Below are 11,883 nucleotides of genomic sequence, written 5' to 3' on the forward strand. Positions count from 1 at the left end.
CATAAATTTTAATGAATCAACTAGAATTAATTCTAAAAACCTTTCATGAGTATGAGTTTAAGGAGGGTTTAGATGATTTATTCTATTTATCGGGTAACTTTCTCAAAGAAATTTATCCAACGATTATGCTCGAATATGACCAAGATACAGCATTCTTCATGGCTTTAAAAACCTTATTAGAAAGTGGTGATATTTCTCTATTTTATAATCTAAACTTTGAAGACCCATCTAGAGATGGCGAATTGCTAACTGGATCAGCAGAAGAACAAATTAAGCAGTTAAAACAAGTCTGGATCGGCAGTGATGCTATCAATAAGATGGATGAGGTAAATAATTACATAGGATGGTACTTCTTAATACAGTGCCCTTATGCATTAGCTCACAAAATTTATGATAAAGATGGAAACTTCGAACGTTGGTTTTGTACTGGCTAGTTATCTTTAAATCTCTAACCAGCAAACAATCGCCTATCACGGCGCAAGTCTGTAACACGTAGATGTAAATAAAGCGACTCTATTATTCAAACCGTCTACTATCAACACTTCATAATGCGCGAATTTTTTACTACTGCCGACCTTGGTTGCCGTTGCAAATAACACTCTATCTTTCGCACCGCTCATATAGCGAATATCCGCCTGTAGGCCCGTATATGGCGCATCCCCTGCATTACAAGCCATCGCAAAAGCGATATCGGCTAAAGAAAATATGACTCCGCCATGCACGCCGCCCAATGCATTCATGTGCTCGTCTTTCACTTTAAGCTGACAACGCGCTTCATCAAAACTTCGATGCAGCACTTGAACACCCAATAGCTCTGCGAATTGATCAACCGCTGTAGTTTCCATTTTTTGCACAAACGTCTCCCTACTCGTGCGAGTATTCCTTAAGTGTTATAAATCTATCTGTATTGAAATCGACTGATTAAAAGCCGTTAAACACTATCTTGTTTAATCTGATAGTTTGAAGAACTAAAGTCCTTATAGGTCAGGCGGTCATCTGACTCTGAGCTTAAAGGCTGAACTTCTTGCATTGAGTTTAAGCAGCGCTGCGCAAGCTCAATGTATTCTTGCGTGCCTTTGGTTTTCCACTTTTTTTCTTGTTCTGATAAATCGCGTGCAACTTTGGCAGGACTGCCCATTGCCAATACATTTGCCGGAATAACATCTTTAGTTTTGACCAGACTATTTGCGCCAATAATAGTGTTTTCACCAATTTCGGCATAGTCCAAAATTACGCTGTTCATGCCGACCAGAACATTTTTACCAATGCGGCAACCATGTAAAGTTGTGCCATGCCCAATGTGTCCCATTTCCTCAACTAAAGTCACGCTTTGCGGAAAACCATGCACGGTGCAGCTATCTTGTATATTGGCATTTTGCTTAATATGAATACGTCCAAAATCGGCACGCAATGAAGCAAAAGGTCCTACATATACACCCGCTTCGATAATCACATCACCAATTAAAACAGCAGTTGGGTGTACAAAAGCCTCTGGACTGACCACCGGAATAACACCGTCAATACTATAACAAGGCATGATTTAACCTCTCATTTGTCGCAACCAAACCTCCGAAACGGCGCCAGTAATGTGCTGTGGCATTTGGCATAGGCCCTTCTGCTGTTGCAGCAACAGACAAGAAGTATTCATCCGCAGGTTCAAATACTTTTTTATAAATGTTCATTGATAAAGTTCGTGCACTAATCGCCGGCCAATCAGTTGGCAACAACTCAAGCGGTAGTGCTGGGTCTTTCAATAAAATCCGTCGATAATAATGAATCAGCAAAGTTCGAATTTGAAAGGCCTGAACAGGTTCGAGTTGTTCGTTTTCTTGCATCAGCAACACGCCAATTTCTCTAAAAATATCGAGAAACTGTAAATATCTTTGGCGCAATTCATCGATGGGCCAGTTGGTTCTGAGCATACGACCAATCGTATCGACCGAATTATTAAAAAGCTGCAAGGTTTCGGCTTTAAACACCACCACCTGCTCACTCATATTTAAGTCAACCAACAAGCGTTGCAGTTCAATACGGTTACAACCCGGATAAGCCATTAAGTTTGTCGAAATATTGGCAAATCCTAACCATTCGAGTTCTTTCTTTAACAACGCTTTATTTTCAGTGTCGAGGCTAGACATCAGAATAAGATCCCAATAATGGTCCCACTCTTTCATCTGGTCGTTGTAAATGCGTTGCTCGGCTTGCAAATAAGTCGAACGGCTCGAATCGGTGATTCGATAAAAACTGGTTCTGCCGATTTTGTCTGAACATAACCAATCATTTTTAACTAAACGAAAAACAGAGGTTCTTACAGCGCGGTCATTAAAACCAAACAGCTCCAATAACTGAATCAGGCTTGCAAGACTAATGTTTCCACCCCGATGAAGTACTGAATCTCCAAAAATTGTCGAAATAAGCGAAGTTCCACTTAAGGTTTCATTCTTTACAACAGAATCAATTATTTGCTGTATTTTTGCACTCATACTCATGTCTTGGCGTTTGGTTTCAGGGTATAAATTCTATACCCTGAATGATCTTGATGTTAAGCAATCTGACGCATATCGATTACCCGCTTTGCCTTTCCTTCCGAACGAGGTAAGGTCGCTTCTGTCACAACTTCTACAGTAACGCTAATCCCAATCATGGTTTTAATGCGTTTCATCAACTCCTGAGCAAGTTGATTGGCCTGTATAGTACAGTTATGACACATCTCTGTACGAATATGCAAAGTATCCATATGGCCTTTTTTAGTCACCAAAATTTCATAATTTGGAACTAAATGCGGAACTTGCAAAATTTGCTCTTCAATTTGAGTCGGGAAAACGTTCACACCGCGAATAATGAGCATGTCGTCACTACGGCCCACAATTTTATCCATCTTACGCATAGCCAGATTTTCACCCGGTAGTAAGCGGGTCAAATCACGAGTACGGTAACGAATAATCGGTAAGCCTTCTTTGGTAATGGTGGTAAAGACTAGCTCGCCAAGTTCGCCATCTTTGCAGACTTCACCCGTTTCAGGGTTAATAATTTCTGGATAGAAATGATCTTCCCAAATGGTTAATCCCTCGCCCTCGCCTAAGCATTGCATGGCAACACCCGGCCCCATCACCTCAGACAAACCATAAATATCGAGTGCTTTAATATTAAGGCGTTCTTCAATTTCACGGCGCAGTTCATTGGTCCACGGCTCGGCACCAAAAATACCGACTTTTAAAGACGTATTACGTGCAGTACCAAATTGCTGTTCCAGCTTTTCAATAATGCTTACGCAATACGATGGCGTAACCATAATTGCAGTCGGTTTAAAATCTTGAATAAGCTGAACTTGCTTTTCAGTTTGCCCGCCAGACATTGGAATAACCGTCGCACCTAAGCGCTCGGCACCATAATGTGCACCTAAACCACCTGTAAATAGTCCATAGCCATAAGCCACCTGAACCATATCTTTCGCGGTTAAACCTGCCATGCGTAAGCAACGCGCAACAATGTCCGACCACGTATTAATATCTTTTTGGGTATAACCCACTACTGTCGGTTTACCCGTTGTGCCCGATGATGCATGTAAACGCACAATTTGCTCTTGTGGCACAGCAAACATTCCAAACGGATAGTTGTCTCTTAAATCCTGTTTGGTGGTAAATGGAAACTTCGCCAGATCGTCTAAAGTGACGAAGTCATCAGGATGTACACCTGCCTCATCGAACTTTTTCTTATAAACCGGACTATTTTCATATACAAAAGTCAGGGTTTGTTTTAACCGTTTAGTTTGCAGCTCTCTAAGCTCTGCAAGTGTTAATTGCTCAACATTATCCGTTGTAAGGCTGTCCATCGCCTATCTCCTCATTATGTAATTTTAAAAACCGTCTGAATTAATTTAAGTTTTCCAAAATCAGTGCGACGCCTTGTCCAACACCTACACACATTGTGCAAAGTGCATAACGTCCACCTCGTTTTTTTAGCTCACGTGTTGCCGTAATCACCAAGCGAGTACCACTCATACCGAGCGGATGGCCTAACGCAATCGCACCGCCATTTGGATTCACGCGTTCATCGTCATCTTTTAAACCAAGTTCACGCATACAAGCCAAAGATTGGGCTGCGAATGCTTCATTCAACTCAATCACATCCATCTGATCTAGCGTTAAACCTGTCTGCTTTAAAATTTTCTGCACAGCCGGAACAGGACCTATACCCATATATTTGGGTTCAACACCTGCACTTGCAATGCCTATCACGCGTGCTAAAGGTTTTAAACCATGTGTATCTGCAAATTCACGGTTGGTAATTAACACACACGCAGCACCATCATTTACACCAGAGGCATTTCCGGCAGTCACCGAACCACCTTCTTTTTTAAATGGGGCTTTTAGTTTTGCGAGTGCTTCAAGTGTCGTTTCACGCGGATGTTCGTCTCGATTAACTACGTTCACGTTTTTCTTACGGTCTACAATCTCGACAGGCAAAATCTCATCATTAAAGAAACCGTTTTGTTGTGCAGTAGCCGTTTTTTGTTGGCTACGCAATGCAAACGCATCTTGGTCTTCACGACTAATCTGATATTTTTCAGCTACATTTTCGGCAGTTTCCGGCATGCTGTCGGTGCCGTATTGTGCTTTAAGTTGTTTATTTACAAAACGCCAGCCAATGGTGGTGTCATAAATTTCAGGCGTACGGCTAAACGCTTCGGTCGGTTTAGCTTGCACAAATGGCGCACGGCTCATCGACTCCACACCACCTGCCAAAACGAACTGTGCTTCACCTGCTTTAATTGAACGTGCTGCAAGTCCTACCGCATCTAAACCTGAAGCACATAAACGATTGACCGTCATCGCTGGTACAGTATCAGGTAGGCCTGCCAAGAGTGTTGCCATACGTGCAACGTTACGGTTGTCTTCACCTGCTTGGTTAGCACATCCTAAAAACACTTCGTCTACCGTATTCCACGGTAAGTTCGGGTGTTTATCTTTTAAATATTTGATCGGCAATGCAGCTAAATCATCTGCACGTACAGCACTTAAGGCACCTGCATATCGTCCAATTGGGGTACGAATAAAATCGCAAATTAAAACGTCTTCCATGTTGACTCCTGATTATGCAAATTCGGCCATATCACTTGAATATTGAGTAGCAATGTTTTGAGTTTTCGCTACATATTGCTTGAGGTAGATACTCGCGCGATATTTTTCCTCTCCATACAGTGCATATAAGTTATTTAAAGTTTGGAGCACATACGCACCGCCCATTTGTGTCAACCACTGGTAAGGACCCTTAGGATAATTCACTCCATATTTCATGGCATTATCAATATCTTCCAGACTCGCAACACCATGTAAACTTGCTTCGCAGGCTTCATTAATGAGTAAGGCGATGGTGCGTAAGGTTAACAGAGCTGGATGGTCTTTAATCCACATCACGCTGATACCAAACTGAGCAAAATAAGCCTCAACTTTAGCCAGATCACTTGCTTCACAAAGCTCGTTATGACTGAGTACTAAAGCCTCTGCGTGCTCAAAATCATGATGCCAATCCATCAAAACCACTTTACGGCTTAAGTAATGAATATTGGCTGACTCACCTTGGCTTAAACGCAAGTCGATATCATCAATTTGGAGGATATTGTCGTCACTCGCAGATCCGCTTTTTAAACCTAAACGCGTTAAAAAAGCAGGTAGCTGAGACCAAGTCCCTTTTAGCTGAATATGAGCATCAACTGGTTTGGCAACAACAGCTTTAGGCTGAAATGTCTCGTACTGATTTTTTTCGTTATAACTATAGAAACCCTGTTTTGACTTACGACCCCAAGCACCTGCATCGACTAATTCTTTTTGAATGAGGCTTGGGCGGTAGCGCGGCTCGTAAAAAAACTCTTGGTAAACGCTTTGGGTCACTGAAAAGTTAACATCTTGCCCAATGAGGTCAGTAAGTTCACACGGTCCCATCGCAAAACCGCCGCATTGCTTCAAGGCATAATCTAGCTGGTCATAGCTGGTAACTTGTTCTTGCAGTGCTCTAAAGCCTTCTGCATAAAACGGACGAGCAATTCGGTTAACAATAAAACCAGGAGTCGACTTGGTGAGTACCGGAATTTTTTTCCAGCCTAACATCAAGTTTTTTAAGGCCAAACATAAGCTGTTTGGGGTTTTTAAGCCTTGTACAATTTCGACCAGTTTCATCACTGGCGCAGGGTTAAAAAAATGTAAACCCACTACGCGCTCAGGATGAGCAATGCCCGCCGCAATTGCAGTCACTGAAATTGAAGATGTGTTACTTGCAAAAATGGTTTTCTCACTACAAATTTCAGCGAGTTGCTTAAATAAAGACTGTTTAACTCCTTTTTTCTCAACGACCGCTTCAATAACTAAGTCAGCGTCTCTTAAAGCTTCAATTTGATTGACCACCGTTAAACGTGCTAAAGCTTCATCCGCTTGCTGCTGTGTGAGCTTGCTCTTTTCAACCAGCTTTTTAAATGTCTGCCCTAAGCCCTGAACGGCTTGTTGCGCTTTTTGAGCATCTAAATCATATAAAACGGTCGAATGCCCATTAACGATCGCTAACTGGGCAATACCGATGCCCATGGTGCCAGAACCAATGACGGCAATTCGGGCACGAGATAAGTCTAAATCTGTCATGCTTAGCGCCCTTTAAAATTTGGTTCACGTTTATTCATAAAGGCTTGTACCCCTTCACGATAATCTTCTGAACGACCCGCAATACGTTGTAAATCTCGCTCTAACAGCATTTGCTCTTCAAAGGTGTTATTGCTTGATTGATGAATGGCTTTTTTAATAAGAGATAGACCAAATGTAGGCTGTTTCGCTAAACGTTCAGCGAGTTCAGTCACTTTTGTTTTAAGCTCGGCGTCTTCAACCACATCCCAAATCATGCCCCATTCTTTTGCGGTTTCTGCTGGGAGCTTGTCACCTAACAAAGCCAATCCCATCGCACGCGCATGGCCTACAGCACGTGGTAAAAACCATGTACCCGCCGAGTCCGGAACCAGTCCTAAGCGACAGAATGCTTGTACAAAGTTTGCCGATTTAGCTGCAATCACCAAATCACATGCCAGTGCAATATTTGCTCCTGCACCTGCTGCCACACCATTTACGGCGCAAATCACAGGCTTTGGCATATTTACAATCGTTTTAATAAGCGGGTTATAGTAAGTTTCAATGGAATATCCTAAATCTGGAGCTTCAGCGTTTGGGTCTACTACACGGTCACCTAAATCTTGCCCTGCACAGAAGCCACGGCCTTCGCCACTAATCACAACACAGCGAACATCCGGATTTTTGGTCCATAGGTTTAAAACCTCAGCCACTTCACGATGCATATCAACGTTAAAGCTATTCAGTGCTTTTGGGCGGTTAAATGTCAGGTAGCCAACACCATTTTTTTCTTCAGCAATAATATTTTGATAGTCCATCACTCACCTCTAAACACTGGCTTTCTTTTCTCCAAGAAAGCATTAATCCCTTCGTTTCGATCTTTTGTAGCCGCCAGCCAGACAAAGTTTTGACGTTCAAACTTGAGTCCCTGACTTAACGTTGTTTCATGAATACTTTTAATTGATTGTTTAATCGCGCGAATCGCTAGAGGCGCTTGTTTGGCAATTTTGGCTGCAAGTTGAACCGCATATTCAACGGTTAATTCAGTTGGCACCACTTGACTGCAAATGCCATGTTGCTCTGCCTGTTTTGCCGAAATAATTTCACCTGTCATGGCCCAGCGCATGGTGAGTTGTTGTCCTACCAAGCGCGCTAAACGCTGTGTTCCACCTGCACCTGGCAACATGCCAAGGCCAATTTCAGGTAATGCAAAACGGGCATTTTCACCGCAAATCACCATATCTGAATGCAAAACCAACTCAAACCCAGCGCCTAAGGCATAACCATTGACTGCACTAATCAGTGGCTTACTAAACGCATCAATTTTTTGCCAAAGCTTTGGACGAATATCGAGTTGCAAAGACACGGCGTCCATTGCAGCCAACTCGCTAAGATCTGCTCCAGCCGCAAAACATTGAGCATTACCCGTTAAAACCACCGCTTTGACTTGAGCATTATGTTCAGCTTCTTCGAGCAACTCGCATAAACACTGCAATGTCGCATTGTTTAAGGCATTTCTTTTTTCCGGACGGTTTAGGGTTAATAACAAAACACCGTCAGCAGCTGTGCTGGCTTTGATTAACTCTTGCATGACAGCCTCTATTCATCAAAACTCAAGCGAACATTTGAGCCTTTTGGTAAGGTCTGACAGCTCAGCACATAGCCCTTTTCAACTTCGTCTTCTTCAAGACTATAGTTAAGGAACATGTCAACTTCGCCAGAAAGTACCTTACAACGACAGGTTGCACACACCCCACCTTTACAGGCATACGGTAAGTCAGCACCCGCACGTAAAGCCGCATCCAGAATACTTTCATCATCTTGAGCCACAGAAACAATCAGTTCACGGCCATCTAAAATGATGTTTACTTTTTCTTCTTTACGGTTTGCATCCGCTTCAACACTACGTTTACGCGCTTGGCCTGTATGGAAACGTTCGGTGTGAATGCGCTCTTTGGCAATACCAAGGTTCGGTAAAGTATTTTCTACGGCATTCATCATTTCGTCTGGACCACAGGCAAACACATGGTCAAAACTTGTTTCAAGCACTTCAAAATCAAAAAGTTGTTTAAGCTTTTCTTCATCAATACGCCCATTCATCAGTTCACTATCGTTGAACTCACGAGAAAAAATATTGATGAGCTGAAAGCGTTCTTTAAACTGATCTTTCAAATCCATAATTTGCTCGGCAAACATGGTTTGTTTCCATGAGCGATTGCCATAGAGCAAGGTAAATTTAGCTTCAGGTTGTTCAAATAAAACTTGCTTAACAATCGATAAAATTGGGGTAATACCACTGCCCGCTGCAACGCCTAGATAGTTTTGTCCGCCCATCTTGGCTGCTTTTTGAAAAAACACGCCTTGTGGTGGCATCACTTCAAGCACATCGCCCACTTTCAAATGGTCATTGGCCCAGTTTGAAAATTGCCCTTGATCAATTTTTTTAACCGCAATGCTGATGTCTTCTTTACCCGCATAACTACAAATTGAATAGCAACGGCGGATTTCACCCGCTTCAGTTAAATGGCGAATGGTTAAATGTTGCCCCGGTTGAAATTGAAATTGTTCTTGTTGTTCAGGTACAACGTCAAATGCAATACAAATTGCCTGATCGGTTTGCGGCGTAATACTTTTTACTTTTAATGGTACAAATTGGCTCATGGCTGATTTCCTTATCTAAAGACTTAAATACATTTGAAGTAATCAAAAGGCTCAAGACAGTCCTGACATTTATAAAGTGCTTTACAGGCGGTAGAACTAAACTCTGTTAACAGTCGGGTATGTCGGCTTTTACAACGTGGACACTCGACACCATCATTTAAATGAACGTGAGTCCCACACTGATGCGCCAACCCTTCAGGTGGTGCAATGCCATAAACTTGCAGTTTCTTTTTACCCGCTTCAGACATCCAGTCCGTGGTCCATGCTTCTGATAAATCGACCATGACTTTGACCGGTGTCAAAGCTTCTGCGGTAAATGCCTCAACAATTTGTGCTTTGAGCATATCTGTTGCTGGGCAACCGCTATATGTTGGCGTTAGACGAACAATAATTTCTTGTTGATCGTTAAGCTCTACACCGCGAATCATGCCTAAATCCACAACCGATAAAACCGGAATTTCAGGGTCACTTACCGTTTGTAGAACATCCCAACATTGGTCGATGCAATGACGAATCATTTGCATGGCTCACCTCCTTGTCTTACCAGGTCATGCCCGGATAAGTTCTTTGAATACATTGCATTTCAGCCAACAAATAACCTAAATGCTCGGTATGTAATCCTTGTTTCGCACCACGGCGATAAGCACCGTTCACAGCAACATTTAATTCAAAACGCTTAAGCTCAGCTGCAATGGTTTGGTTCCATTGTTCTTTTTCATTTGAAAAATCTGGAATCACACCTTCTGCAACTAGTGCTTGCTCGTCTGGATTGAGTTCAAATAACTCAGCAGTAAAGCGCCATAAATTATTTAAACCGTCTTGTACACGTTGATGTGCTTCATCTGTGCTTAAACTTAAACGTTCCATCCAGCTTGTTGAAAAGCGGATGTGATACTTCACTTCTTTTAAAGATTTGACAGCAAGCGCGCTTAATTCAGGAAGTGAGCTTTGCGCTAAAGCCGTAAATAAATGAAGATGGTAATGGTCCATCAACCACTGGCGTACAATCGTTTGTGCAAAGTCACCATTGGGTTGTTCACACAACAAGAGGTTTAAAAACTCACGTTCTGTACGGAAATATGCAAGTTGGTCTTCATCACGCTTAGCTTCATCATATTGACCTGCCAACGTCAGAAAGTTTCTTGCTTGACCTAACAAGTCCAAGCCGATATTTGCTAAGGCAATATCAATTTCTAGCTCAGGTGCATGCCCGCACCATTCAGCCAAACGCTGAGATAAAACCAGTTGGCTGTCGCCAATATGTAATAAGAATTTAGATAAAACTGAATGATTCATTTGCCATTCCCCTTACATGTGCTCAATGCCGTCTGGGATATGGTAAAAAGTCGGGTGACGATAAACCTTGTCTAAAGAAGGATCGAAAAATTCAGCTTTTTCATCTGGCTGTGATGACTTAATGAGTTCTGAACGAACCACCCAAATGCTAATTCCTTCATTACGGCGCGTATAAACATCACGAGCATGTTGTAGTGCAATTTCATCATCCGGTGCTCTTAAGCTGCCTACATGACGGTGGCTTAAGCCTTGTTTACTACGTACAAATACTTCGTAGAGCGACCAGTTGTTTTTATCTTCCATTTTGATTTCCTCAAATTTTTCCATAAATCTTGTTAAGCCACTTTGTTCGCTTCAAGCTGCTGTTTTTTCGCGTAGACTACTGCTGCATCACGAACCCATTTGCCGTTTTCCCATGCTTTACGGCGTGCTTCGATACGCTCGTGATTACATGGTCCACGTCCGGCAATCACTTCATTAAATTCGTGCCAGTCAATCTCGCCAAACTCATAGTGGCCTGTTTCTTCATTGAACTTTAAATCTGGGTCCGGTACTTCCAAGCCAAGTTGCAACACTTGCGGTACGGTGTTATCGACAAATTTTTGACGTAATTCATCGTTACTAAAGCGTTTGATTTTCCATGCCATGCTTTGTGCGCTGTTTGGAGAATGCTCATCACTTGGGCCAAACATCATCAGTGCTGGCCACCAGAAACGATTCACTGCATCTTGTGCCATCTGTTTTTGTTCTGGTGTACCGTTTGCCAAAGCCATCATGGCTTCAAAACCTTGACGTTGGTGGAAACTTTCTTCTTTACAAATACGTACCATTGCACGTGCATATGGCCCATATGAAGTACGGCAAAGCGCAACTTGGTTCACAATGGCTGCCCCATCGACAAGCCAACCAATTGCAGCGACATCTGCCCAAGTCAAAGTTGGATAGTTAAAGATTGATGAGTATTTCATTTTCCCATTAATCAACTTTTCCATCATGTCATCACGGTCAGCACCTAAGGTTTCTGCCGCGCTATACAGATATAAACCATGACCCGCTTCATCTTGTACTTTCGCGAGTAAAACTGCTTTACGTTTTAAAGTTGGCGCACGTGTAATCCAGTTTCCTTCAGGCAACATACCTACAATTTCAGAATGGCCATGTTGCCCGATTTGACGAATCAATGTTTTGCGGTAGGCATCGGGCATTTGATCCTTAGCCTCGATCGTAATTTCATTGGCAATATTTTGTTCAAATTTCTGGTAATTGTTTTCCATTCTTTCATTCCCTGTAGGTATCACCCTTCAATCTATTTTTCGAT

General features: G+C 42.4%; 14 protein-coding genes. 1 reads left to right on the forward strand and 13 read right to left on the reverse strand.

Features of this window, described 5'->3' with window-relative positions; translation table 11 throughout:
• Positions 1 to 11: 11 nt before the first annotated feature.
• Positions 12 to 434, forward strand: a complete 423-nt coding sequence (locus KIP84_RS10870) for a hypothetical protein (protein ID WP_063098563.1) — start codon at positions 12 to 14, stop codon at positions 432 to 434.
• 36 nt (positions 435 to 470) lie between these two features.
• On the opposite strand, the gene KIP84_RS10875 is transcribed toward KIP84_RS10870, so the two are convergent.
• From KIP84_RS10875 to paaA, 13 genes are all read right to left on the reverse strand, one after another.
• Positions 471 to 854: a PaaI family thioesterase gene (locus KIP84_RS10875; protein ID WP_213688464.1), complete on the reverse strand. Its 384-nt coding sequence runs from the start codon at positions 852 to 854 to the stop codon at positions 471 to 473.
• Between the two features lie 77 nt (positions 855 to 931).
• Positions 932 to 1,537: a DapH/DapD/GlmU-related protein gene (locus KIP84_RS10880; RefSeq protein WP_213688465.1), complete on the reverse strand. Its 606-nt coding sequence runs from the start codon at positions 1,535 to 1,537 to the stop codon at positions 932 to 934.
• A complete protein-coding gene (paaX, locus tag KIP84_RS10885) occupies positions 1,524 to 2,489 on the reverse strand; it encodes a phenylacetic acid degradation operon negative regulatory protein PaaX (RefSeq protein ID WP_000062822.1) in 966 nt (321 codons plus the stop codon). Before paaX ends, KIP84_RS10880 begins: the two co-directional genes overlap by 14 nt.
• A 53-nt stretch (positions 2,490 to 2,542) precedes the next feature.
• Complete coding sequence (gene paaK / locus KIP84_RS10890) at positions 2,543 to 3,832, reverse strand: phenylacetate--CoA ligase PaaK (RefSeq protein ID WP_000377865.1); 1,290 nt, start codon at positions 3,830 to 3,832, stop codon at positions 2,543 to 2,545.
• A gap of 40 nt (positions 3,833 to 3,872) precedes the next feature.
• Positions 3,873 to 5,081 (reverse strand): 3-oxoadipyl-CoA thiolase, encoded by a 1,209-nt coding sequence (gene pcaF, locus KIP84_RS10895; RefSeq protein ID WP_213688466.1) that lies wholly within the window; start codon positions 5,079 to 5,081, stop codon positions 3,873 to 3,875.
• A gap of 12 nt (positions 5,082 to 5,093) precedes the next feature.
• Complete coding sequence (locus KIP84_RS10900; protein ID WP_213688467.1) at positions 5,094 to 6,632, reverse strand: 3-hydroxyacyl-CoA dehydrogenase; 1,539 nt, start codon at positions 6,630 to 6,632, stop codon at positions 5,094 to 5,096.
• A 2-nt stretch (positions 6,633 to 6,634) separates the two neighbouring features.
• On the reverse strand, positions 6,635 to 7,426 hold the full coding sequence (paaG, locus tag KIP84_RS10905) for a 2-(1,2-epoxy-1,2-dihydrophenyl)acetyl-CoA isomerase PaaG (protein WP_000386292.1): 792 nt from the start codon (positions 7,424 to 7,426) through the stop codon (positions 6,635 to 6,637).
• Positions 7,426 to 8,199 (reverse strand): enoyl-CoA hydratase-related protein, encoded by a 774-nt coding sequence (locus tag KIP84_RS10910; RefSeq protein WP_213688468.1) that lies wholly within the window; start codon positions 8,197 to 8,199, stop codon positions 7,426 to 7,428. Before KIP84_RS10910 ends, paaG begins: the two co-directional genes overlap by 1 nt.
• Positions 8,200 to 8,207: 8 nt before the next feature.
• Positions 8,208 to 9,269 (reverse strand): 1,2-phenylacetyl-CoA epoxidase subunit PaaE, encoded by a 1,062-nt coding sequence (gene paaE, locus KIP84_RS10915; protein ID WP_213688469.1) that lies wholly within the window; start codon positions 9,267 to 9,269, stop codon positions 8,208 to 8,210.
• A 23-nt stretch (positions 9,270 to 9,292) separates the two neighbouring features.
• Positions 9,293 to 9,793 (reverse strand): 1,2-phenylacetyl-CoA epoxidase subunit PaaD, encoded by a 501-nt coding sequence (paaD, locus tag KIP84_RS10920; protein ID WP_005070011.1) that lies wholly within the window; start codon positions 9,791 to 9,793, stop codon positions 9,293 to 9,295.
• Positions 9,794 to 9,809: 16 nt separating this feature from the next.
• Entirely contained in the window at positions 9,810 to 10,565 is a 756-nt protein-coding gene (paaC, locus tag KIP84_RS10925; RefSeq protein ID WP_213688470.1) for a 1,2-phenylacetyl-CoA epoxidase subunit PaaC, read from the reverse strand.
• Between the two features lie 12 nt (positions 10,566 to 10,577).
• Positions 10,578 to 10,868 carry a 1,2-phenylacetyl-CoA epoxidase subunit PaaB gene (gene paaB / locus KIP84_RS10930; RefSeq protein ID WP_000389648.1) on the reverse strand — a complete coding sequence of 97 codons (291 nt, stop codon included), beginning with the start codon at positions 10,866 to 10,868 and terminating at the stop codon, positions 10,578 to 10,580.
• Between the two features lie 32 nt (positions 10,869 to 10,900).
• Positions 10,901 to 11,839, reverse strand: coding sequence for a 1,2-phenylacetyl-CoA epoxidase subunit PaaA (paaA, locus tag KIP84_RS10935; RefSeq protein WP_000431128.1), 939 nt, complete (start codon positions 11,837 to 11,839; stop codon positions 10,901 to 10,903).
• Positions 11,840 to 11,883 lie beyond the last annotated feature (44 nt).

Source organism: Acinetobacter sp. BHS4 (genome assembly GCF_018454425.1).
Classification (GTDB): domain Bacteria; phylum Pseudomonadota; class Gammaproteobacteria; order Pseudomonadales; family Moraxellaceae; genus Acinetobacter; species Acinetobacter pittii.